Origin of the sequence: Mycolicibacterium rhodesiae (genome assembly GCF_002086695.1) — a bacterium.
In the GTDB taxonomy this organism is placed as follows: domain Bacteria; phylum Actinomycetota; class Actinomycetes; order Mycobacteriales; family Mycobacteriaceae; genus Mycobacterium; species Mycobacterium rhodesiae.
On the sequence record NZ_MVIH01000020.1, the window covers coordinates 26,011 to 49,811 of the forward strand.

21 protein-coding genes and 1 pseudogene are annotated in these 23,801 nt (G+C 66.4%); 16 read left to right on the forward strand and 6 right to left on the reverse strand.

Features of this window, described 5'->3' with window-relative positions; all coding sequences use genetic code 11:
• Position 1: 1 nt before the first annotated feature.
• From BST42_RS25660 to BST42_RS25670, 3 genes are all read right to left on the reverse strand, one after another.
• Entirely contained in the window at positions 2 to 1,411 is a 1,410-nt protein-coding gene (locus BST42_RS25660; protein WP_083122571.1) for an alpha/beta hydrolase, read from the reverse strand.
• Positions 1,412 to 1,498: 87 nt separating this feature from the next.
• The gene (lysX, locus tag BST42_RS25665; RefSeq protein WP_083122483.1) at positions 1,499 to 4,795 is read right to left on the reverse strand and encodes a bifunctional lysylphosphatidylglycerol synthetase/lysine--tRNA ligase LysX; all 3,297 of its coding nucleotides are present in this window, start codon (positions 4,793 to 4,795) and stop codon (positions 1,499 to 1,501) included.
• A 47-nt stretch (positions 4,796 to 4,842) separates the two neighbouring features.
• Positions 4,843 to 5,178, reverse strand: a complete 336-nt coding sequence (locus BST42_RS25670; protein ID WP_083122485.1) for a DUF1844 domain-containing protein — start codon at positions 5,176 to 5,178, stop codon at positions 4,843 to 4,845.
• A gap of 282 nt (positions 5,179 to 5,460) precedes the next feature.
• On the opposite strand from BST42_RS25670, the gene infC reads away from it, so the two are divergent.
• The 8 genes from infC (at position 5,461) to BST42_RS25710 (ending at position 11,775) form a co-directional block, all read left to right on the forward strand.
• A complete protein-coding gene (gene infC / locus BST42_RS25675) occupies positions 5,461 to 6,063 on the forward strand; it encodes a translation initiation factor IF-3 (RefSeq protein ID WP_081845211.1) in 603 nt (200 codons plus the stop codon).
• A 29-nt stretch (positions 6,064 to 6,092) separates the two neighbouring features.
• A complete protein-coding gene (gene rpmI / locus BST42_RS25680; RefSeq protein WP_083122487.1) occupies positions 6,093 to 6,287 on the forward strand; it encodes a 50S ribosomal protein L35 in 195 nt (64 codons plus the stop codon).
• A 48-nt stretch (positions 6,288 to 6,335) separates the two neighbouring features.
• Entirely contained in the window at positions 6,336 to 6,725 is a 390-nt protein-coding gene (gene rplT / locus BST42_RS25685; RefSeq protein WP_083122489.1) for a 50S ribosomal protein L20, read from the forward strand.
• Position 6,726: 1 nt separating this feature from the next.
• Complete coding sequence (locus BST42_RS25690; protein WP_083122572.1) at positions 6,727 to 7,542, forward strand: TrmH family RNA methyltransferase; 816 nt, start codon at positions 6,727 to 6,729, stop codon at positions 7,540 to 7,542.
• Positions 7,539 to 9,818: a xanthine dehydrogenase family protein molybdopterin-binding subunit gene (locus BST42_RS25695; RefSeq protein WP_083122491.1), complete on the forward strand. Its 2,280-nt coding sequence runs from the start codon at positions 7,539 to 7,541 to the stop codon at positions 9,816 to 9,818. The genes BST42_RS25690 and BST42_RS25695 overlap by 4 nt, the downstream gene beginning before the upstream one ends.
• The gene (locus tag BST42_RS25700) at positions 9,818 to 10,357 is read left to right on the forward strand and encodes a (2Fe-2S)-binding protein (protein WP_083122493.1); all 540 of its coding nucleotides are present in this window, start codon (positions 9,818 to 9,820) and stop codon (positions 10,355 to 10,357) included. The genes BST42_RS25695 and BST42_RS25700 overlap by 1 nt, the downstream gene beginning before the upstream one ends.
• Positions 10,354 to 11,355, forward strand: a complete 1,002-nt coding sequence (locus BST42_RS25705) for an FAD binding domain-containing protein (RefSeq protein WP_083122497.1) — start codon at positions 10,354 to 10,356, stop codon at positions 11,353 to 11,355. Before BST42_RS25700 ends, BST42_RS25705 begins: the two co-directional genes overlap by 4 nt.
• A gap of 63 nt (positions 11,356 to 11,418) precedes the next feature.
• A complete protein-coding gene (locus tag BST42_RS25710) occupies positions 11,419 to 11,775 on the forward strand; it encodes a hypothetical protein (protein WP_083122499.1) in 357 nt (118 codons plus the stop codon).
• Here BST42_RS25710 and BST42_RS25715 read toward each other — a convergent pair.
• Both BST42_RS25715 and BST42_RS25720 read right to left on the reverse strand, forming a co-directional pair.
• Complete coding sequence (locus BST42_RS25715; protein ID WP_083122501.1) at positions 11,765 to 13,000, reverse strand: acyl-CoA dehydrogenase family protein; 1,236 nt, start codon at positions 12,998 to 13,000, stop codon at positions 11,765 to 11,767. The genes BST42_RS25710 and BST42_RS25715 overlap by 11 nt on opposite strands.
• 12 nt (positions 13,001 to 13,012) lie before the next feature.
• Positions 13,013 to 14,035, reverse strand: a complete 1,023-nt coding sequence (locus BST42_RS25720) for an oxygenase MpaB family protein (protein ID WP_083122503.1) — start codon at positions 14,033 to 14,035, stop codon at positions 13,013 to 13,015.
• 189 nt (positions 14,036 to 14,224) lie between these two features.
• Here BST42_RS25720 and BST42_RS25725 point away from each other — a divergent pair, with 189 nt between their 5' ends.
• The 8 genes and pseudogenes from BST42_RS25725 (at position 14,225) to BST42_RS25760 (ending at position 23,198) form a co-directional block, all read left to right on the forward strand.
• Positions 14,225 to 15,070 (forward strand): adenylate/guanylate cyclase domain-containing protein, encoded by an 846-nt coding sequence (locus tag BST42_RS25725; protein WP_083122573.1) that lies wholly within the window; start codon positions 14,225 to 14,227, stop codon positions 15,068 to 15,070.
• A gap of 9 nt (positions 15,071 to 15,079) precedes the next feature.
• Positions 15,080 to 15,877, forward strand: coding sequence for a rhomboid-like protein (locus BST42_RS25730; RefSeq protein WP_083122574.1), 798 nt, complete (start codon positions 15,080 to 15,082; stop codon positions 15,875 to 15,877).
• A 149-nt stretch (positions 15,878 to 16,026) separates the two neighbouring features.
• On the forward strand, positions 16,027 to 17,217 hold the full coding sequence (locus BST42_RS25735) for an MCE family protein (RefSeq protein WP_110918784.1): 1,191 nt from the start codon (positions 16,027 to 16,029) through the stop codon (positions 17,215 to 17,217).
• Positions 17,217 to 18,243 (forward strand): annotated as a pseudogene (locus BST42_RS25740) (MCE family protein). Before BST42_RS25735 ends, BST42_RS25740 begins: the two are co-directional and overlap by 1 nt.
• Positions 18,243 to 19,337: an MCE family protein gene (locus tag BST42_RS25745; RefSeq protein WP_083122505.1), complete on the forward strand. Its 1,095-nt coding sequence runs from the start codon at positions 18,243 to 18,245 to the stop codon at positions 19,335 to 19,337. Before BST42_RS25740 ends, BST42_RS25745 begins: the two are co-directional and overlap by 1 nt.
• Positions 19,334 to 20,569 (forward strand): MCE family protein, encoded by a 1,236-nt coding sequence (locus tag BST42_RS25750; RefSeq protein WP_083122507.1) that lies wholly within the window; start codon positions 19,334 to 19,336, stop codon positions 20,567 to 20,569. Before BST42_RS25745 ends, BST42_RS25750 begins: the two co-directional genes overlap by 4 nt.
• Complete coding sequence (locus BST42_RS25755; RefSeq protein ID WP_083122509.1) at positions 20,566 to 21,717, forward strand: MCE family protein; 1,152 nt, start codon at positions 20,566 to 20,568, stop codon at positions 21,715 to 21,717. Before BST42_RS25750 ends, BST42_RS25755 begins: the two co-directional genes overlap by 4 nt.
• Positions 21,717 to 23,198: an MCE family protein gene (locus BST42_RS25760; RefSeq protein ID WP_083122511.1), complete on the forward strand. Its 1,482-nt coding sequence runs from the start codon at positions 21,717 to 21,719 to the stop codon at positions 23,196 to 23,198. Before BST42_RS25755 ends, BST42_RS25760 begins: the two co-directional genes overlap by 1 nt.
• Here BST42_RS25760 and BST42_RS25765 read toward each other — a convergent pair.
• Complete coding sequence (locus BST42_RS25765) at positions 23,195 to 23,794, reverse strand: TetR/AcrR family transcriptional regulator (protein WP_083122513.1); 600 nt, start codon at positions 23,792 to 23,794, stop codon at positions 23,195 to 23,197. The two genes, BST42_RS25760 and BST42_RS25765, sit on opposite strands and share 4 nt — an antisense overlap.
• Positions 23,795 to 23,801: the final 7 nt, after the last annotated feature.

The window sequence follows — 23,801 nt, forward strand, 5'->3', positions numbered from 1 at the left end:
ATCACCGTACTCCGGGCGGCCTCCCGGCGGCGGCGATCGTGACCGGCCCCGGTGGCGGCATCGGCGGGCCCGGCAGCGCAACCGCCGGGATGCCGGGTGTCCCGATCTGGCCGGCCAGCCAGGGCAGTGCGTCGGCGAAGGCGCGCGCGGCGAAGGGCCAATCGTGCTTGCCGGGCGCAGCCACCACCGAGCAGTTGATCCCGTTGGCGGTGCCCAATCCGCACAGGGTGTTCGCCGCCGCGGTCTGGTCGTTCGGATTGGGGTTGCTGTCTCGGCCACCGAGGCCGCTCGCGCCGGTCTCGATTGTCGTGGGGGTCGCTCGCTGCGCGGACGGTGCGCCCGCGATGGCGAACCACCCCGATACACCCTGGTAGGGGCCGTGTCTGGTGATGACGGTGGCAGGATCGAAGTTCGCGTACGCGGTAGCATCGCCGCCGAAAAGCCGGGAGATCGTCTGGGTCTTGGTGCCGGAGTTCGGGGTCAGATCGCCGGCGATGTCCTCGAACGTGCTGAACATGTCCGGATGCATCGTGGTGAGGTCGACGGCGCAGGTGCCACCCATCGACCAGCCGACCAGGCCCCAGTGCGCGCGATCGGCGCTGACATCGAAATTGGAAAGCATAAACGGCACAACGTCTTTGGTCAGATGATCGGCAGCATTGCCACGCGGGCCGTTGACGCATTCGGTGTCGTTGTTGAACGCGCCGCCGGAGTCGACGAACACGAACACCGGCGCATTGCCGTGATGTGCGGCCGCGAAGTCATCGATCGTGTTGATCGCATTGCCCGCACGGAGCCAGTCAGCAGGGGTGTTGAACTCCCCGCCGATCATCATCACCGTCGGCAATTTCGGCGGCGGGTTGGTGGCGTAGTACGCCGGCGGGAGGTAGACGAGTTCGTCGCGATGCGCGAAATGCGATGCGTCCGAAGGGATCGTCACCTTCACGACGGTTCCCTTGGCCGGGATGGCGTGTTGCTGCACCATCGCGGTCACCGTCGCGCGGTCGGTTTGGTCGGGCAACGGGCCCGCGGTGACTTGATTCCAGGCAGTCTGCACGGTCGGCAGGTAGCCCACCCAGAGGTTGAGCATCAACGCCGTTGCCAGCCCGCACAGCGGTATCGCCAGCACCGACATGCCCCGACGCCACCAGCGCGTTCCGCGCCAGCCGACGACCGCCACCACCACGGCCAGACCCGTGGCGGCGATCCACACCCACAGCTGCCGCGGGGCGGGGTCGCCGGCCAGGCCGTCATCGGCGATGCTCCATTGGGTGAACCAGGCGGCGGCGATACCGACGATCGCGGCCAGCGGCAGCCACAGCAGCCGCCAGCGCCGGGTGCGCCAGCCCACAGCGAACACCAGGACCAGGCCGGCCACGATCTGCACCGTGAGAGGCAACCATCCGTGCATCAACGAAATGTGTTGGTGATCAGCCGCGGTCACGTTCTCATGGTGACGACACTTCCTGGCTGGTCGCTGTGAAGTTCCTTCGGCGGGCTACCTGGGTTTGGCGAGCGGGAACGGCAGCGTTTCCCGGATGCTGCGACCGGTGATCAGCATGACCACCCGGTCGACGCCGACGCCGAGGCCGCCGGTCGGCGGCATCGCGTATTCCATCGCCTGCAGGAAATCCTCGTCGAGCTCCATCGCCTCGGCATCGCCACCGGCCGCCAGCAGCGACTGCTCTTGGAGCCGCCGTCGCTGCTCGACCGGATCGGTCAGCTCGCTGTAGGCGGTGCCCAGCTCGACCCCCCACGCCACCAGGTCCCAGCGCTCGGCGACCCCAGGCTTGCTGCGATGCGGACGGGTCAGAGGCGACACCGAGGTCGGGAAATCGGTGTAGAACGTCGGTGCTTCGGTGTGTTCCTCCACCAGCCGCTCGTAGAGTTCGAGCACCACGGCCCCGCAGTCCCAGTGGGTCAGGTAGGGGATCCGCGCGGCATGGCACAACCGGCGCAGGACGTCCAGATCGGTGTGCGCGTCGATCTGTTCGCCGAGGGCCTCGGAGACAGCGTCGTGCACGGTCTTGACCGTCCACGTGCCAGAGATGTCGATCGGCTCGAGCTGGTCGGGGGAGTCCCGCCTGGGCCGCATCACCACCGCGGAGCCGTTGGCGGCGATCGCGGCGTTCTGAATCAGTTCGCGGCAGCCGTCGATCCACACCCGGTAGTCGGCGTGCGCCTGGTAGGCCTCGAGCAGGGTGAACTCCGGGTTGTGGCTGAAGTCGACGCCCTCGTTGCGAAACGCCCGGCCCAACTCGAAGACGCGCTCCACGCCACCGACGCACAACCGCTTCAGATACAGCTCAGGGGCGATGCGCAGATAAAGGTCAAGGTCGTATGCATTGATGTGGGTTTTGAACGGTCGGGCGTTGGCCCCGCCGTGGATCTGCTGCAGGATCGGCGTCTCGACTTCGAGAAAACCTTTGTCGAACAAGGTATCCCGGATCGAATGTAGGACGTTGCTGCGTGCCCGGATCAGGTCGCGGGCTTCGGAGTTGATGGCGAGGTCGACATAGCGCGCGCGGACCCGCGCCTCAGGATCCTGCAGACCCTTCCACTTGTCCGGCAACGGGCGCAGGCACTTTCCGAGCATGCGCCACTGCGCAACCAGCACCGATCGAGTGCCGTTCTTGCTGTATCCCATGTGCCCGGTCACCTCGACGAGATCACCGAGGTCGACGGCGGCGAAGTCTTCGGCGGCACCGTCGAGCGTCGCCTTGTCCAACAGCAGCTGCACGTCGCCGGACCAGTCGCGCAACTGGGCGAACACAACGCCGCCGTAATCACGAGCACGCAGGATCCGGCCTGCGACGCTCAGGGTGACGTCGTCAGCGGCGTCCAGCGCCTGGGCGACGGTGTGGGTCGGCGGGCTGCCCACCGGGTATGCGTCGATTCCCTTGCACTGCAACGCTTTCAATTTCGCCATCCGAACACGAACCTGGTCCGGGATGCGGTCGCGATGCCGGGTCTCGGGGTTGTGGGCGGGTTCGTCGAGCGCATCGGGCGCCGTGCCGTCGGCGTGCAGCCGTCCGGATGCGGCCAGGTCCTCGGGGACCGCCGAGTAGTGGCCGGTGTGCTGCTTGGTGCGCCGGGAAAACGGCAGCACCAGAAAGCCTTCGGCGATCACGGACGCGACACCGACCCGCGGTACCAGCCGGGCGTCCTCGTAGCAGGCGTAGCGGGGCACCCACTGTGGTTGGTACTTCATATTGGAGCGGTAGAGGGTCTCCAGCTGCCACCATTTCGAGAAGAACACCAGCATGGCGCGCCAGAGCCGCGCCACCGGACCGGCGCCGAGCTGGGCGCCCTGCTCGAAGGCGGCGCGGAACATCGCGAAGTTCAGCGAAACACGGTTGACACCAAGCTCTTCGGCGTTCTGCAGCAGCTCGGTCACCATCAGCTCGATGGTTCCGTTGGGGGACTGCGGCGAGCGACGCATCAGGTCCAGCGACAGCCCGTTGGTGCCCCAGGGCACCAGCGAGAGCATCGCGACGACGTCGTTCTCACCGTGTACGGCCTCGACCAGCAGGCAGTCACCGTCGGCGCGGTCCCCGAGCCGACCCAGCGCCATCGAGAAGCCGCGTTCGGTTTCGGTGTCGCGCCAGCCGTCGGCCCGACTGATCACGTCGGCCATCTCGTCGGGAGAAAAGTCGCGGTGCCGCCGGAACCGGACTGTCAGGCCTGCGCGGCGGGCCCGGGTGACGGCCTGGCGCACAGCGCGCATGTCGGACCCGGACAGGTGGAACTGGTCGGGATAGAGGATCGCCTCGTCGCCGAGTTGGAGGGCGTTGAGCCCGGCTTCGCGGAATGCTTGCGCGCCTGTCGAGCTCGCACCCATCACCCCGGGCGCCCAGCCGTACTCCTGGCACAGCGACAGCCACGCGGCGATGGCCTGCGGCCAGGCGCGCGGGTCACCGATCGGGTCCCCGCTGGCCAGGCAGACCCCGACCTCGACGCGGTAGGTGATCGCGGCGCGCCCGTTGGCGGCGAACACGACGGACTTGTCGCGACGGGTGGCGAAATAGCCGAGGGAATCGTTCTTGCCGTACACCTGCAGCAGCCCGCGAATGGCGGATTCGTCCTCGCCGGTCAACGCGTTCTCGGCTCGCTGGGACTGGAACAGCACGATCGCGGCCACCATCAGCGCCATGGCCCCGAAGAGGCCGAGCAGTGCGTTCACGAATGTGTGCGGATGGCCGGTGAACGATTCGGAGCCGGCACCGGCGAACGCGCTGACGCGGTTGAGTGCGTAGAGGAACCGGTCCTCGCGGGCCAGGCTGCCGGGGAAGAATTCGAGCAGCGCCCAGCCGATCGCGGTGCCGACAACCAAGCCGGCCACCAGCGCCGCGGCGGCCTTGAGGAGGGCCCCCCGGCGGACGCGTGCCCAGAACTCCTTGTAGGCCAGCACCAGTGCGATCGCTGCGGCGACGTGGAACACCAGGCCGATGACTTCGCCGGCGTCCACGGCTGCGGTCTCGTCGCCGGCCAGCAGATCGGTGATGTTCCACACCGATGCGGCCAGCATGTAGAAGACGAGAATCCACCAGGCGATGCGTTTGCGCGCCGCAAGCGCGGCGGCAAGCAGAACAAGGACGAACGCCCACGCGAAGCTGGTGTCAGGGAAGTTGAACAGATAGCTGTTGATGAACTCCCGCGGTATCGCGATGACATGCCGCAAGATCGTCGAAACGCTCGACAGCAGCGACAGCGTCGCGATGACGCCGATGATCCAGCCTGCCGCGGCGGGCACCCAGCGGAACCGAGAAGTTGGCCGACTCGTGGTGGCGGTCATAGTGCCGCCGAGGATATTACTTCGACATTCGAATTGTCTGTGGTGTGCTACCAGACGGGGCCGGTGAATTTCTCGCCCGGACCGTGGCCGGGTTCATCCGGGGCAACACTGGCTTCCCGGAAAGCCAGCTGCAGACTCTTCAGTCCATCGCGGACCGGGCCCGCGTGCGGGCCGAGATACTCCGCGGAGGCGCTCACCAACCCGGCCAGCGCGGTGATCAGCCGGCGAGCTTCGTCGAGGTCGCGGTGTTCGCTGGTGTCGGGATCAGGGGAGGAGAGCCCGATTTTCTCCGCCGCCGCGCTCATCAGCATCACGGCGGCACGGGTGATCACTTCCACGGCCGGGATGTCGCCCAGCTCGCGGATGCTAGTTGGATCCGTCATGCCTGCTAGACTGGCATGCACGACCGTCCCGGCGTACGCCAGGGACAGCAAGTGGAGTCCCACTCCCACCGTCGGCCACGGAAGTTTCCGCAGGTACAACGGTCCGGTCGCAGGTACCGCAAGGGTATCTGTTCTGCGGTTTCGCAGGCGGCGTCAGCCGTGATCGGTCGGCACTGGGCCCTGCTACATGCAGGGCCTTCTCGCTGATGGCGTGGTTTCTCCCAGGCTGTTTCCTTGTGACTCCGCGGTGGTCCGAAGAGGAAACCGAACCAGGGAGGCCCCATCAGCACTGAGACCCGTGTCAACGAGCGCATCCGCGTACCTGAAGTCCGACTGATCGGACCCGGCGGGGAGCAGGTAGGCATCGTGCGCATCGAAGACGCTCTTCGCGTCGCCGCGGATGCCGATCTTGACCTCGTCGAAGTAGCCCCCGACGCTAAGCCGCCGGTTTGCAAGATCATGGACTACGGCAAGTTCAAGTACGAGACGGCCCAGAAGGCGCGCGAGTCCCGCAAGAACCAGCAGCAGACCGTCGTCAAGGAGCAGAAGCTCCGACCCAAGATCGACCCGCACGACTACGAGACCAAAAAGGGTCACGTGATCCGCTTCCTCGAAGCCGGGTCCAAGGTCAAGGTCACGATCATGTTCCGCGGCCGCGAGCAGTCGCGACCGGAACTGGGCTTCCGACTCCTGCAGCGGCTGGGTGCCGATGTCGCCGATTACGGCTTCATCGAGACTTCCGCCAAGCAGGACGGCCGCAACATGACGATGGTGCTGGCACCCCACCGCGGCGCGAAGACTCGCGCCAAGGCGGCGCACGACGCCGACGCCCCCGCGGGGCGCCCGGCCGAGGCGCAACCCACCGACCTAGACACCACTAATTAGGCCCCGAGACCACGTAGAACTGAGGACCAATGCCCAAGGCCAAGACTCATAGCGGAGCATCGAAGCGCTTCCGCAAGACCGGCACCGGGAAGATCGTGCGGCAGAAGGCGAACCGTCGCCACCTGCTCGAGCACAAGGCCACCAAGCGCACCCGCCGCCTGGACGGTCGCACCGTTGTGGCGCCCAACGACGCCAAGCGTGTCAACGCGATGCTGAACGGCTAAGCGCCGTAACCCTCAACTTTCTGACCGAACGAGAATAGGAACACCCCAATGGCACGCGTGAAGCGCGCACTCAATGCCCAGAAGAAGCGGCGCACAGTACTCAAGGCGTCGAAGGGCTACCGCGGCCAGCGCTCGCGGCTCTACCGCAAAGCCAAAGAGCAGCAGCTGCATTCGCTGACCTACGCCTACCGGGACCGTCGTGCCCGCAAGGGTGAGTTCCGCAAGCTGTGGATCTCCCGCATCAACGCGGCGGCCCGCGCCAACGACATCACCTACAACCGGTTGATTCAGGGCCTGAAGGCCGCCGGCGTCGAGGTTGACCGCAAGAACCTCGCCGAGATCGCCGTCAGCGACCCGGCCGCGTTCACCGCGCTCGTCGAGGTCGCCAAGGGCGCGCTGCCGGAGGACGTCAACGCTCCCTCCGGTGAAGCCGCCTGACATTCCGCAGTCAGAGGCACTCACTGAACGATCCGCCCGGGTGGCGGCTGCAGTAAAACTGCAGCGCCACACCGGGCGTCGTCGTGCTGGGCGCTTTTTGGCCGAGGGGCCCAACCTGGTCGAGGCTGCGGGCCGCCGCGGACTGGTGATCGAGGTGTTCGCCACCGATGCCGCCGTGCAGCGCCATGCTCAGCTGCTCACCGGTTTGACGGTCCACCGGGTGACCGAGCGGGCGGCCAAGGCGCTCTCGGAGACGGTGACGCCATCGGGAGTGGTCGCGGTGTGTACGACGCCCGAGAATGATATCGACGCGGTGCTGGCTGACCGGCCGCAGTTGGTGGTGGTGGCGGTCGAACTGTCGGAGCCGGGTAATGCCGGGACCCTGATCCGGTTGGCCGACGCGATGGGAGCCGCGGCGGTGGTGTTCGCCGGGCATAGCGTGGATCCCTACAACGGCAAGGTCTTACGGTCCTCGGCGGGCAGCATCTTCGCGGTGCCGGTGGTGGTCGCCGACGATGTCGAGGACGTTTTCGCCCGGCTGCACGCCGCGGGCCTGCAGGTGCTGGCGACGACGCTGGACGGCGAGATGAGCCTGGACGACGCCGATCCGGTCTTGGCCGCGCCGACCGCCTGGGTGTTCGGGCCGGAAGCGCAAGGACTGTCCGCCGACGTTGCCGCAGCGGCCGACCGGCGGGTGACGATCCCGATGACCGGCGGCGCCGAAAGCCTGAATGTTGCTGCCGCTGCGGCTATTTGCCTGTATCAGAGCGCGCGTGTCCAGCGTGCCGACGGCAGCTCAGGCACAATGGCGGAATGAGTTCGCCTCGGCAGATCGGACTAGCGGTCACCCGGATCGAGGGTCGGGACAAGGTGACCGGGCGTGCCCGCTACACGGCCGACACCGTCGTGGACGGGTTGGCCTATGCCACGGTGGTGCAGTCCGAGATCGCCCACGGCATCGTGACCGTCGAGTCACTGCGGGAGAGTGCCGAGCGCGCGGCCGCGGCACCGGGCGCCCTGCATGTGGTGACTCCGTTGAATTGTCCCGTCCTGCATCGACTGCCCGATGACGTCACGTTCGACCTTCCGATGGAGCGCAGGCCACCGCTGTCGGATCTGACCGTTCAGCACGTCGGCCAGCACATGGCCGTGGTTGTCGCCGATTCGCCGGAGAACGCCACCCATGCGGCGTCGTTGTTCGACCTGCGTTACGAGGTGCAACCCGCCGTCTTGGGCATCGACGAGGTGCTCGGCGCCACCCCGGCGCCGGACGAGAAGGATGGCCAGATCCGCTACGGCAGTTACCTTCCGGATCACTTCGTGAAGTTGGACGAGGAGAAACTGCAGGACCATCGAGGGCCGCGTGATGAGCCGACCGGTGCGGTACGCACGGACGTCAGTTATACGACACCGCTCAACGCGCACTATCCGATCGAACTCTCGGCCACCATCGCGCAGTGGGACGGTGATCTGCTCACCGTGCATGATTCGACTCGTTGGATCACCGGTGAACGTGCAGCGCTGGCCGCGTATCTGGGCATCCCGGAGCCTCACGTCCGGGTGATCGCACCCCTGGTCGGGGGTGCGTTCGGGTCGAAGAGCTTTCTATGGATGCATGTGGTGTTGTGCGCGGTCGCCGCACGGGAGATCGGGCGGCCGGTCAAGCTTGTCCTCACCCGCAACCAGATGTTCTCCTCGACCGGACATCGGCCTCGGACCCGCCAGCAGATCCGTCTGGTCGCCGACGACGACGGTGCGCTGTCCAGCATCGAGCATCACACGGTCACCGAGACGTCGACGGTGGCCCACTTCTGCGAGCCGGCCGGGCTGTCCAGCCGCATCCTCTACCGGACACCGCGTTTGGTGGTCTCCCACCGTACCGCGCGAATCAATGCTCCCACACCATGTTTCATGCGCGGACCGGGGGAGGCGCCCGGTCTGTTCGCGCTGGAATCCGCCATGGACGAACTCGCCGTCGACCTCGGTATGGACCCGTTGGAACTCCGCATCCGCAACCACGCCGACGCCGACCAGGCCAGCGGCAAACCGTGGTCGGGCAAGCATCTCCTCGACTGTTACGACGTCGGGGCGCGCCGGTTCGGCTGGGAAAAGCGTCCTCTCGAGCCGCGGTCCTTGTCCGACAACGGAATTCAACTCGGATGGGGGATGGCCACCGCGACGTATCCCGGTCGCCGGATGCCGGCCTCGTGCAGCGTGACCACTGCCGCTGACGGTTCGGTGCGGTTCGCTTCGGCCACCCACGAGATCGGCACCGGGGTGCGCACCGCGATGTGTCAGGTCGCCGCCGACGCCACGGGCTTGTCGTTGTCTTCCGTGACATTCGATTCCGGTGACTCGTTGTTTCCGGACGCCCCGTACAGCGGAGCGTCGCAGACGACGGCCACGGTCGGTTCGGCCGTCCATGCCGCCGCAACCCGATGGGTCGACCGGTTGCGTGCCGTGCTGACAGCCGACGAGAGCACGCCGTTCCACGGCGCAGGCGACATCCGGATCGTCGATGGCGAGGTGGTCTCTGCGAGCCACCGGATGGCGGTCGCCGAGGTGATCGCGAACGGTGGAAAGCGCTACCTCGACGAGTTGAGTTTCACGGTCTCGGTCGACGGTGGTCAGCAGCGCGACAGCGTCTCGCAGTCGTTCGGCGCGCACTTCTGTGAAGTCGAGGTCGACGAGGAGATCGGGCGGGCCACGGTGACCCGCTGGGTTGCGGTGATGGACTGCGGGCGAGTCCTCAACCCGGCACTGGCCCGCAATCAGGTGATGGGCGGCATCACGTTCGGCGTCGGCATGGCGCTGCTGGAACAGGTTCCGTACGACACCCGGACCTCGCAACTCATCGGCGAGTACTACGTCCCGACCCACGCCGACCGGCCCGATTTCGACATCACGTTCGTCGACGAACCCGACTTCGGCCTGGACCCGATCGGAGCCCGCGGCATCGGGGAGATCGGCGCCTGCGGCGTCGCAGCGGCGGTGGCCAACGCGATCTTCCACGCCACCGGTCGCAGGATCCGAGACCTGCCGATCACATTGGAGCAGTTGATGATTCACGACGTCGCAAGTCAGGGGAGCTGATGGTATCCGAACACGGGATCGCCGTTCGCATCAACGGGACGCTGCACGAGATCACCGTCGATGTCCGGACCACACTATTGGACCTGTTGCGGGAGCGGCTCGGGATGACCGGTACCAAGAAAGGGTGTGACCACGGCTTGTGCGGCGCCTGTACGGTGGCCGTCGACGGTGAGCGGATCCTCAGCTGCCTGGCGCTGGCGGTGTCGGTGGACAGGTCGGCAGTGACGACGATCGAAGGGATCGGGGGCAGCGACACCCTCGATCCGGTGCAACAGGCCTTCCTCGACCACGACGGGTTCCAGTGCGGCTATTGCACTCCGGGCCAGATCTCGTCGGCGCATGCGCTGCTGCGCGAGCATGCCCGCGGTGATCTGTCTGCGGCATCGTTCGACGGTGACCGCGACGGCTCGCTCGCGGGTCACCCGGTGCTGACCGAGCAGGAGATCCGGGAGCGGATGGCGGGCAACGTCTGCCGGTGCGGCGCCTACTCGAACATCGTCGATGCCGTCGCGGCGGCCGCGAAGGCGACGTCGCAGTGAAAACTTTCGACTTCCGGCGCGCGGTGTCGGTGGACGACGCGATCCGTTCCGTCGTCGAGACCGGCGGCTCGTACCTCGCCGGTGGCACGAACCTCGTCGATCTGATGAAAAACGGTGTGCTGCAGCCGTCAGCGCTCGTCGACGTTCGGCGCCTCGGGCTGACCTCGGTGGTGAGCACCGACACCGGCGGTGTGCGCATCGGTGCCGGCGTCACCAACAGCGCGTTGGCCAATCATCCGTTGATTCGGCGCCAGTACCCGGTGTTGTCGCACGCGATTCTCAGCGGCGCCACCACGCAGTTGCGCAACATGGCCACCGTGGGTGGCAACCTGCTGCAACGAACTCGATGCCCGTACTTCATGCAAACCGAATTCGACCGCTGCAACAAGCGGATGGCCGGATCGGGATGCGCCGCATTTGACGGGTTCAACCGCGAACATGCGCTGTTCGGGGGGAGCGAGCAGTGCGTGGCGACCAATCCCTCCGACATGGCGGTGGCGCTGGCTATTCTCGACGCCGTCGTGCACGTGCAGGGTCCGGACGGCGCCCGCAGCATCCCGATCGCCGATTTCTTCACGCTGCCCGGGGACGCCCCGGATCGCGAAAACTGCCTGGAGCCTGCAGAACTCATCACTGCTGTCGAGCTGCCTCCGTCGGCATTTGCGGCGCACTCGTGGTATCTCAAGCTGCGTGATCGACACAGCTACGCCTTTGCGCTGGTGTCGGCGGCGGTCGGTGTCGAGCTGATCGACGGGGTGATCGTGTCGGCGGCGGTCGCGCTGGGTGGCGTCGCTCCGCGGCCGTGGCGGGTGCCCGCGGCCGAAGCAGCCTTGATCGGCAGGCGGCCCGAGGACGCGGTGCTGCGCAGGGCCGGGGAGCAGGCAATGGCGGGCGCCCGGCCGCTGAGTCAGAACGCATTCAAGGTCCAGCTGGGGCGCAGCGCCGTCCACCGAGCGCTGGCCCGTGCCCTCGGGACCGGCGGTGAAGCGAGACCATAGGGTTGGTGCCCGCCTCCGAGCGACAATCCGGCCTGTGTCGGTGCGCTGTGCGACGTTGGCGGCATGACCAACTCATTGTTGCTGCGGGGGACGAGTCTCCGTTACGTGTTGACCCGATATCTGCAACTCAACGGCCCCACGACCGTTGCCGACCTGATCGTGGCGCTCGACGACTGGGGCTTTACCGTCGCCGGCAGGCCGTCCAAGGCGATTTCGGACGCGCTGCGATGGGAAAGGGTCCACGACCGAGTCCGTCCACTTGGCCGCGGGCTCTATGCGGCCAAGTGGGGTATCCCACGCGGGACCGAACACCGTATTCATCAGCGTGCGGCAGCGCTGCGCGCCCATGCCCGCCAGCTGTCGCTCGAAGGCGGGCAGCAACCCTATAAGTCGGGTGAGGCTCCGACGCTCAACTGCTGAGCAGCCCCTTGGCCACGTGGGTGATCTGTACCTCGTTGCTGCCTGCATAGATCATCAGCGACTTGGCATCGCGGGCAAGCTGTTCCACCCGGTATTCGGTCATGTACCCGTTGCCGCCGAACAGCTGGATAGCTTCCATCGCCACATCGGTGGCGGCCTGCGAGCAGTAGTACTTCATCGCCGACGCCTCGGACAGCGAAATCGGTGTGCCGGTCTGCCCGCATTCGATCACCCGGAACAGCATGTTGCGCACGTTCATCCGGGCCACCTCCATGTTGGCCAGCTTGAGCTGGATCAACTGGAACTGACCAATCTCCTTGCCCCACAAGGTGCGCGTCTTTGCGTAATCGGTGCACAACCGCAGGCATTCCTCGATAACCCCGAGCGCCATCGACACCACGCCGATCCGCTCCGCGGCAAAACTCGAGCGGGCGCTGTCGCGGCCGTCTCCGGACTTGTTCTCCTCGGTCTCGCCCAGCAACCGGTCGCGGCCAAGCCGGACGTTGTTGAAGAACAACTCACCGGTGCGCGAACTGTGAATGCCCATCTTGCGGAACGGCTTTGCCTGAACGAAGCCCTCCATCCCGCGGTCCAGCACGAACGTCAGCACCTTGCGATCGCGCTTGTCCGCCCCGTCGCCCTCGTCCAGCTTGGCGTAGACCACCACGACGTCGGCGTCGGGTCCGTTGGTGATGAACGTCTTCTGCCCGTTGAGGATGTAGTCGTCCCCATCGCGCACCACGTAGGACTTCATGCCGCCGAACGCATCCGAGCCCGAATCCGGCTCGGTGATCGCCCATGCGCCGATCTTGTCGTAGGTCACCAGCTCGGGCAGCCAGCGCTCCTGCTGGGCCAGCGTGCCGCGGCTCTGGATCGTCGGGACCGTGAGCCCCAGGCTGACACCCATCCCGGTGACCAAACCCATGCTGACCCGGCACAGCTCACTGATCAGGACGAAACCCATTCCGGCCGAGCCGCCGTCGCCGAACATGCCACCACCGCCGCCGGACTTCGACTCGGTGCCGGCCCGCAGCCGGTCCAGTCGTTTGTCCAGCGACTCGCGCGCCATCTCGGCAATGCCGAAGGTGGCGAACAGTTTGCGAATGATGGGGTACGGCTCCATATCGCCGCTCTCCAGGTCGTCGAGGTGCGGGCGCACCTCTTTGTCGACGAACTCACGGACGGCGTCGCGCACGGCGATATCGACGTCGGACCATTCGATCATGGGTTCTCCGGTTCAGGCGGCGGCGGAACGTCCTCGGGCGGGCCGCAAACCGGCAAGTGAGAACGTCGTGTGGACCAGCGACCCCGCACGCGCGACGAGGCTCTTGGTCCGAGGGACATAGTGCATGGACAGTCCACGGCGATCTTTAGGGGGTGCCATGAAACCGGGTGCTTCGACCAGCGGCGCGTCCGGGGGAATGTGTCCTGAGGCCCGCCGGTACGCCGACAACGCGCGGGGGTGCAGCCGGATCTCGTCCGGTACCGCCAAGAACGCGACCTCGACCGCCTTGCCCAGCAACCGCAGGACCACCTCGTCACCGGGTGTCCACCGCATTCCGGCCTTCTCCCGCACCACCGGGTCGAACAAGCCGGCGGCGATCCACCGTTGGCCGGCCACCATCGGCTTGAACAGTTGATCCCACACCGGCGTCGGCATCAGGACGAACTTCGGCTTCGGAATGCGGATATCGAAGATCTCGAGCGTCGCCTTGTTGATCTCCAACTCGTCGCGACAGACCCTGTCCCAGTACTCGCAGAAGTCTTCCCACGTTTCCGGGACCGGCTTCATGCTCATCCCGTACATCGCGTACCACTGCACATGTTCGTCGAACAGCTGGCGCTTCTCTGCCTCGGTCAGGCCGCCGCAGAAGTATTCGGCCACCTTCAGAATCAGCATGAAGAAGGTGGCGTGCGCCCAGTAGAACGTTTCGGGGTCCAGCGCGTGGTAGCGGCGGCCCGCGGCGTCGACGCCCTTGATGCCGCGGTGGAAACCCTTGATCTGCTCGCCGGTCTGGCGGGCTCGGTCCCCGTCGTACACCACGCCCATGATCGGATACACCGAGCGCGCGACCCGCTGAAGCGGCTCGCGGTGCAGGATCGAGTGTTCTTCCACTCCGGCGCCCAGCTGCGGGTACATGTTCTGCAGCGAGCCGATCCACACCCCGAGCATCCCGGTGCGCAGATCGCCGAAGTATTTCCACGTCAGGGAGTCCGGCCCGAGCGGCTCGGCGCTATTTGTGGTCGACGTTGACCTCATCGCCTAACGATAGGTCTGACAACGGACGTTGTCTACGATGGCGACGAAGCTGTGACCAGTCGTTTGGCATAGCGAGACGTCGACCGCGTCACACCTGGTTGGCCGGCCCGAAAAGCGTTGCCTAGGCTTGATCTTGTGGACGTCGAGCCGTTCGACGATCAACCCGATTCCCTCGTTGACGTCAACCAACTGGTGCGGCCCGGGCGCGGGCCCGCGGCGTGGTGGCACAACACCAATCACAACCCCGGTGTCATCGCTCTCGTTCGTCGTGCCCGGCGGATGCTGCCCGGCGATCCCGACTTCGGCGACCCGCTGTCCGCGGCGGGTGACGGCGGGGCTCGCGCCGCGGCGCGTGCCGCCGACCGCCTGTTGCGCGACCGTGAAGCGGCCACCCGCGAGGTGAGCTTGGCCACACTGCAGATCTGGCAGGCGCTCACCGAGCGCGTGTCCGGACGTCCGGCCAACCCGGAGGTCACGCTCGTGTTCACCGATCTGGTGGGGTTCTCCAGCTGGTCGCTGCAGGCGGGTGACGACGCCACTCTGCGGCTGCTGCGCCGCGTCGCGCAGGTGGTCGAGCCGCCGCTGCTCGATGCCGGCGGCCACATCGTCAAGCGGATGGGCGACGGCATCATGGCTGTCTTCGCCGACCCCGCGACCGCCGTGCGCGCCACCATGGCCGCCCGCGAGGCCGTCCGAACAGTCGAGGTAGAGGGCTATACGCCGCGTATGCGCGCCGGGATCCACACCGGTAGGCCGCAACGCATCGGCTCGGACTGGCTCGGCGTCGACGTCAACATCGCCGCCCGGGTGATGGACCGCGCGACCCGGGGCGGACTCGTCGTGTCGGGGGAGACACTGGAGTGCATCACCCCCGACGAACTCGACGCGCTGGGCGTCACGGTCAAGCGGATCAGGCGTCAGGTGTTCGCCCCGCGCGCCACGGGAGTGCCGACCGATCTGGCGATGTACCGGCTCAAAACCCGCAGGGATCTGCCAGTCGAGGACGATGGAGACGATCTCCAAGCCCAGGCATAGTGGATGGAGATGGTCCTTTCACTGCTGACGAGGCTGGTCCGCCTCCGAGTCACCCTGGGTTACACCGCCGCGCTCGTGGCGGTGGCGGCCGTGCTGCTGGCGCTCGGCCCGCACTTCCGTGAACAGGTCATCTGGCATGCGAGCACCAATCTGCACAATCTCGCGCACGGCCGGATCGGCACCCTGATCGGCAGCGCGTTCGTCACCGAAACCGGACCCATCTACATCTGGCTGCCCGGTCTGTTCGCGATTCTCGGCCTGGCCGAACTGTTGTGGCACAGCCGCCGGATGGTGGTGGCCTTCGTCGTCGGCCATGTCGGTGCGACGCTGCTCGTCGCAGCCGGCCTGGCAGGCGCACTGGCCGCCGGGTTGGCATCATGGTCGATCGTCAACGCCACCGACGTCGGCATGAGCTACGGGGCAGTCGGTGTCCTCGGCGCGTTGACCGCGGCGATACCGCGCCAGTGGCGCGCGGCGTGGACGGGATGGTGGCTGGCGGTCGCGGTCGGTTCGGCCATCGGAACCTTCGGTGACTTCACCAACGTCGGCCATGGCGTGGCGCTGATTCTCGGCATGGCGGTCGGCACCCGATTCGGCCATCCCGCGCATTGGACCACCGCACGGTACGCGCTGCTGGCGGTCGCGGCGGCGTTCGGTTACCTGATCATGGCCAACACCGGATTGTCGATCCTGACGACATCGACGCTGGGCATTCTGGGCGCGTTGACTGCCGCGCATGTTTCCCGTCGGCGCGCGGTGCGCCGGGCCTTGATCGTCGCGCCCTCGCCGCAGCCTGCCGTCTCCTGAGTGACACCCAACGGGCTCCACTGACCCGCTGCGCCGCAAACACGCGTCAGTTGTGACATAAATCTAGTCAGTACTGACATCAGTGTGGTACGAATTCTCCCGAAGCCAGGGAGGGTGCCGACGTGACTCACCGCGACGCGACATCGAATGTGCGCGGCACGCTCCGCGTCGCGGTGGGACTGGGCTCCGTCGTCGTGCTCGCCGCGGTGGTCGCGGTGTCGGTCATCATGTTTCGGGGCGACCTCACCCCGAGCGTGCCCATCACAGTGCTCTCGCCGCGCGCGGGGTTGGTGATGAACCCCGGCGCCAAGGTGAAGCTGCGCGCCGTCGAGGTCGGCACGGTGTCGTCGATCGACCAGAGTCCCAACGGTCAAGCGGTTCTTCATCTCTCGATCGATCCGGCACAGCTGCCGTTGATCCCCGGCAATGTGATGGTCGACATCTCCTCACCGACGGTGTTCGGCGCCAAGCTCGTCGAGCTCACCACGCCGGAGCATCCGTCCGCGCAGCCACTGCGTTCCGGGCAGGTCATCGACGCGACCAATGTCACGGTGGAAATCAACACCGTCTTCCAGCGCCTCACCTCGCTGCTCTCACACGTGCAACCCGAGAAGCTCAACGAGGTTCTCGGTGTCCTCGCCGGAGCAATGAACGGCCGTGGCGAGCAGCTCGGAAAGATGTTCTCGGACATCGACACCCTGCTGGCCGAGCTCGAGCCGAGCCTGCCCGATCTGCGCCACGACATCCGCGCGGCGGACGTGGCGGTCGGTGCTTACTCCGACGCGGCGCCCGACCTGATGAGGTCGGTGGACAATGTGACGCGGATCAGTCAGACGATCGTCGACCGGCAGGACGATCTGGATGCGTTGCTGCTCAGCGCAATTGGACTGGCCGATGTCGGAACCGACGTCGTCGACGGGAATCGGACGGCGCTCACCGAGGTCCTGCGCATCCTGGTACCCACCACGGACCTGACCAACCGCTACCGCGAAGCGTTGAACTGCACGCTTGCCGGTCTTCTCCCGATCGCCAAAGCGCCGCCACAGCCGGACCCCGGAGCCGTTGTTTCGGTGAGCTTCACCATGGGCTTGGAGCGGTACCGCTATCCCGCTGACCTGCCGAAGGTGGCCGCGACCGGCGGGCCGCATTGCGCCGACCAGGGGCTGCCGCACCTGGCTCCCAACACCAAACCGCCCTTCCTGGTGACTGATATCGGTGCCAATCCCGCCCAGTACGGCAATCAAGGAATTCTGCTGAATTCCGACGGTCTCAAGCAGCTGTTGTACGGTCCGCTGGACGGCCCACCCCGAAACTCCGCACAGGTCGGGCAGCCCGGCTGATGCGGTCATTACGGGCGACCACAGTCAAGTTCACCGTGTTCGTGCTGGTGATGGTCACCGCGACGGCATTGCTGTTCATGACGTTCGCCCAGTACCGCACCGGAAGCACCAACGGATACTCGGCGGTGTTCGCCGACGCATCCCGGCTCAAGCCCGGCGACAGCGTACGGGCGGCCGGCATCAGGATCGGCACGGTCGAAACGGTGACGCTGCGCGCCGACGCGACCGCCCTGGTGACGTTTGACGCCGACCGCGACGTCCTGTTGACCGGCGCGACCAAGGCCGCGGTGCGCTACCTCAACCTCGTGGGTGACCGCTACCTGGAGTTGGTCGACGCACCGGGCCCGACTGCCGTGCTGCCCGCCGGTTCCCAGATCCCCATCGATCGCACCGAACCGGCCCTCGACCTCGACCTGTTGCTCTCCGGGCTCAAGCCGGTGATTGCGAGCCTGAATCCGCACGACGTCAACGCCCTCACGGCGTCCCTGGTGCAGATCCTGCAGGGGCAGGGCGGGACTGTGGAATCGCTGTTCGCGAAGACGTCCTCGTTCACCACCGCTTTGGCTGAAAACGACAGTGTCATCGAGCAACTCATCGACAACCTGAAAGGTCGTCCTGTCCACGCTGACGGCCGAGGGTGACCGATTCTCGGCATCAATCGATCGCATCGAAAAGTTGATCACCGGCTTTGCCGCCGACCGCGATCCGGTCGGTGCGGCGATCACCGCCCTCGACGCCGGCACCGCGTCGCTGGCCGACCTGCTCACCGCCGCGCGACCACCGCTGTCCGGGGTGGTCGAGCAGTTGAGCCGACTCGCCCCGATTCTGGATCAGGACAAAGAACGGGTGGATCGGGCACTGGTGAAGGCGCCGGAGAACTATCGAAAGCTGAGCCGGCTGGGCGCCTACGGCAGCTTCATCCAGATGTACGTGTGCGGCATGTCGGTGCGTGTGACCGACCTGCAGGGCAGGACCGCGGTCTTCCCCTGGATCAAACAGACCAGCGGAAGGTGCGCTGAGCCGTGATGGGCAAATACCGTGGCGCAGCGCTTGTCCGGGCCGGCTTCATCGGAGTCTCGGTGGCGATTCTGGTGACGCTTGTCGGCCTGGCGCCCCAGACCCTGTGGTCGTGGGCGACGCAGGTGCGTTACCAGGCGGTGTTCCCCGAAGCCGGTGGGCTGGTAGCCGGCAATGACGTGGTGGTCTCGGGTATCAAAGTGGGCTCCGTCTCGTCGGTCACACTGCTGCGCGGTGATGCGTTGGTGACCTTCACCGTCGACGGCACCGTGCACCTGGGATCGCAGACCACCGCACATATCAAGACCGGAACCGTGCTCGGGGCGCGAATCGTCACGCTGGTCCCGGCGGGCACCGGGACACAGAAGCCGTCCGACCCGATCCCGGCATCGCGAACCTCGTCGCCCTACGTGCTCACCGACGTCATCGGAGATCTCACCGCCAACGCATCGGGGCTGGACACCGCGACGTTGAACAAATCGCTCGAAACCCTCTCCGACACTGTCGATTCGATGGCGCCGCAACTCGGACCCACGCTGGCGGGGCTGACCCGGCTGTCCCAGTCGATGAACAACCGCAACGACACACTGCGGGAGCTCCTGCACAGCGCCTCGGATCTGGCCGGGGTGTTGTCCGAACGCCGTGAGCAGGTCAACGCGCTCATCCTGAACGGGGCTGACCTGATCGCGGTCCTCGCGCAACGCCGTCAGGCGATCGCCGACCTCCTGGCCAACACCTCGTCGGTCAGCAGGCAGCTCTCGGCGCTGGTTCACGACAACGAAGCCAAGCTGGCGCCCACCTTGACCAAGCTCAACTCGGTCACCGAAGTGCTGCAGAAGAACCGCGACAACATCGCCAAGGCACTGCCAGGGCTGGCCAAATACGAGATCACGATGGGAGAGGCCGTATCGAGCGGCTTCTACTACCAGGCCTACACCGCCAACGTCGTGCCCGCGGCGTTCCTGCAGCCATTCTTCGATTACGCATTCGGATTCCGTCGCGGGACGGACGCGGGACAACCGCCGGACAACGCCGGACCGCGAGCGGAGTTCCCGTTCCCCTACAACGGGATTCCGCCCCAACCGCAGGAGGGTCCACGGTGACGTTCCGCAGCAAGATCGTCGCAGGCACCGCCGCCGTACTCGTCGCCCTCGCGGCGGCAGGCACCACCGTGCTGGTTCGGCACACGGTCTATCCGGCGACCACGATCACCGCGTACTTCACTGCCGCCACCGCGATCTACGCCGGCGACGAGGTGCGCGTGTCCGGGGTCAAAGTAGGCAGCATCGAGTCCATCGAGCCGGTCGGCAAGCAGGTCAAGATGGTCCTTCGCGTCGACCCGGGGGTGTCCATCCCGGCCGGCGCCCAGGCGGTCATCGTCGCGCAGAATCTGGTGGCGGCCCGCTACCTTCAGCTGACTCCGGCCTACCGAGACAGCGGTCCGACGATGCCGTCGGGTGCGGTGATCCCGGTCGAGCGGACTGCCGTCCCCGTCGAATGGGACGACGTCAAGACCCAGTTGATGCGGCTGTCAACCGATCTGGGGCCCAGCAGCGAGACAGCGCGGCCGGCGCTGGCTCGGCTGATCGACGACACCGCTGACGCAATGGGCGGCAACGGCGTGAAGCTTCGACAGATGCTGGCCCAGTTATCAGCTGTCGCACGAATCTTCGCCGACGGAAGCGGAAACATCGTCGACATCATCAAGGGCTTGCAGAATCTGGTCACGGTACTGCGCGACAGCAGTGGAGCGATCGTCGACTTCGAGCACCGCCTCGGCGCACTGATGGGAACGCTCGACGACAACACCGGCGATCTCGACGCCGCGTTACGCGACCTGGCGACAGCCACCGCCGATGCGCAACGCTTCGTGAGCGGAAGTCGTGAGGCGACCGTCGAACAGGTCGAGCGCCTGACCGACGTCACCCGAAACCTCGCCGACAACCGCAAGAGTCTCGAGCAGTTGCTGCATGTGGCGCCGAACGCCTTCGCCAACTACTACAACGTCTACAACCCCGACACCGGCGACAACATCGGATCGATCGTCTTCAACAACTTCACCGACCCGATCCAGTTCATCTGCGGGCAGATCGGTGCACTGGAGAACGCCACCGCGCCGGAAACGGCGAAGCTGTGCGCCCAGTACCTCGGCCCGGCGATGCGGTTGCTCAGCTTCAACCTGTTGCCGTTCCCGATGAGCCCGTTCCTGATGAAGGCGCCATCCCCGGAAAATCTCACCTACTCCGATCCGGCCCTGGCGCCAGGGGGATCCGGGCCCGTGCCCGGTCCGCCCGAGAGTCCGCCGGCGATCTCCGCGTACCAGGGGACGCCGTGAGGCACCGGCCAATCCGGGCGGCCGTGGTGGTCGTCCTCATCACGTATGGCATCTCCGGATGCGGTTTTCGGGGCCTGAACTCACTGCCACTGCCGGGCACGCAGGAGAGGCGCGGCTCGAGTGCCTTTCATGTCGAGATCTCCAATGTCGCCATGTTGGAATCGAATTCGCCGGTCCTGGTCGACGACGTCGTCGTCGGTACCGTCGGCGAGATGCGGCTGCGCAACTGGCATGCCGACGTCGAGGTGTTCGTTCGCCCGGAGGTGGTGGTGCCGGCCAACGCGGTCGCCAGCGTCGGACAGACCAGTCTGCTTGGCTCGATGCACCTGTCGCTCGATCCGCCGATCGGCGTTGCCCCGCAGGGCCGGTTGCAGCCGGGAACGACGATCCCGCTGAACAGATCGTCGACGTACCCGTCCACCGAACGGACATTGTCCACGCTGTCGGCGGTGGTGAACGGCGGCGGACTCGGCCAGATCGGTGACGTCATCCGAAACGCCAACACCGCATTCACGGGGCGGCAGAGCCAGATCCGAGACATGCTACGGCGATTGGATGATTTCGTCGGCACGCTGGACAGCGAACGCAGCGACCTGATCGACATGATTCGGCAGTTGAACACGTTCACCGGCACGTTCGCCCAGCAGCGTGACGACGTCACCGCCGCACTGCGGCGCGTTCCCGCAGCCCTCGACGTGCTCATCCGGGAGCGGCCGCGCATCGTCACCGCGCTGGACAAACTACGAAAGTTCAGCGAATCCACCACCGACCTGATCACTGTGACGCAGAGCGACCTGGTCACCAACCTGCACAACCTCGAGCCGACGATCAAGGCGCTGGCCGATGTCGGTCCCGAGCTCGACACCGCGCTGGCCTTCGCCACCACCTACCCCTACAACCAGAGCTACATCGACCGGGCGGTACGCGGCGATTACGTGAACATGTTCCTGGTCGCCGATCTGACGATTCCGCGACTCAAGCGAACGATGTTCCTGGGCACCCGGTGGGGCGACCAGGATGCGAAACTTGTTCCGGCACCGGGTGAGCCGTGGTACCTGAACTACACCTACGACCCACTCAAGACCGGCATCGCCGATCCGGCGCCGGCCACACCGCAGCCGGTGCCGACGCCGAGCGGGGGCGGCTGATGCTGACCCGACTCGTCCGCATCCAATTGGTGATCTTCAGCGTGATCGCGGTTGCCGGCCTGCTGCTGATGACGTTTCTGTTCATCCAGGTGCCGACGCTGCTGGGGATCGGCAAGATCACGGTCACCCTGGAATTACCCAGCGGGGGTGGTCTGTACCGGTTCTCGAACGTCACCTACCGCGGCGTGCAAGTCGGCAAGGTCACCGACCTGCGACTGACCCCACGCGGCGCGCAAGCCACGCTTTCGCTGGATACATCACCGAGAATCCCCGCCGATCTGCGGGCCGAGGTCCGTAGTGCCTCGGCGATCGGCGAACAGTATGTCGACCTGCGGCCGCAGAGCGGATCGGGTCCGTACCTGCGGGACGGATCGGTGATCACGCTGCAACAGACCACCGTCCCGCAGGCTGTCGGCCCGATGCTGGACAGGGTGAGCACGCTCGTCGGGAGCATTCCCGGCGACAAAATCGCTGTCCTGCTTGACGAGTCGGACACCGGGCTGCGCGGCGCCGGGTACGACCTGTCTTCGCTGATGGATTCGGCGGCGACCGTCGTCGACAAGATCCACGGCGTACGCACTGAGACCAGATCGTTGGTCGACGACGCTGTCCCGCTGCTGGATTCACAGACCGCCACCGCCGATTCACTGCGCGTATGGGCCCGCGGTCTGGCCAACGTGACCCAGACGATCGCCGACGACGACGACCGGATCCGGGCACTGCTGAGCACCGGCCCTGCTGCCGCCGACGAGATCACCCGGGCGCTCGATCAGCTGAAGCCGACACTGCCGGTGTTACTGGCCAACCTGAGCACGCTGGGTCAAATCCTGGTCACCTACAACTCGTCTCTCGAGCAGCTACTGGTGCTGTTGCCGCCGGCCATCGCCAGCACTCAGGCATTCGGGCTGCCGACCAACAATCCCACGGGATTGCCGGTGGGGGAGTTCGCGATCACGTTGGGTGATCCGCCGCCGTGCACCGTCGGCTTCCTTCCGCCGTCGTCGTGGCGATCACCGGCCGACACAACCACCATCGACACCCCAGACGGCCTGTATTGCAAGCTGCCACAGGATTCGCCGCTCGCCGTCCGGGGCGCACGGAATTACCCCTGCGTCGGCAAGCCGGGCAAGCGTGCTCCCACCGTGGAGATGTGCGACAGCGATCAGCCCTTCGTGCCGACGGCGGTGCGCCAGCACGCGGTCGGGCCGTATCCACTCGACCCGAACCTCATCGCGCAGGGGGTTCCGCCCGACAGCAGGGTCAACCCCGACGACCGCATATACGGCCCACCGGATTCGCCCGCACCGGGGGTGGCTCCCAGCGCATTCGACACGCCCGGTCCGGGTCGGCCGCCGGTGCAGGTCATCCCGTACAACCCGGCGACGGGCAGTTACGTCACCGCGGAGGGGCGCAGATTCGTCCAGTCGGATCTCGGCGGCCCGAAAGCGCCCATCTCGTGGAAAGACCTTCTGCCGTGCTAACTTTCGGAGGACAGCGGCGCCAGGCCGGAACGTACCAGGCCCACACTGGTGGCCACCACCTCACGAAGATCCGTCGAGCAGCCGTCGCGGCCCCATCGCTCGACGGCGGTGACCAGAGCTGCCGCCAACACCGCGCCCGCGACCTCGGCGATCAGGTCGACATCGGGGAGGTCGGTGTAGCGACGCTTGACGAAGTCGGTCAGCACCGCCGCGAACGATGCCTGCACCACCCGAAGGTGCCCGGCGGCGCGGTCCCCGTCGAGCAGTGTCGCCCGCATGATCGCAGCCTGGCGCACGATCTCGAGGTCATGCGGGAAGCTGACGACGCTGCCCAGCACTGCGTCGAACAGCGATTCGTCGGCCGGGCGCCGCGCCAGGGCATCGGCGAACCACTCGAGTTGGGTCTCGTAGTCCTGGAACAGCACCGCCTCTTTGGTCGGGAAGTGCCGGAAGAACGTCCGTTCGGTGACGCCCGCATCGTCGGCGAGCTGGGCGACCGTCACGTTCGTGAACCCGTCGGTGGCGAACCGCGCCAACGCCACCTCGCGCAATGCCTCTCGCGTCGCAGTGCGGCGCCGGTCATGCGAGTTCGTCATTACGGCA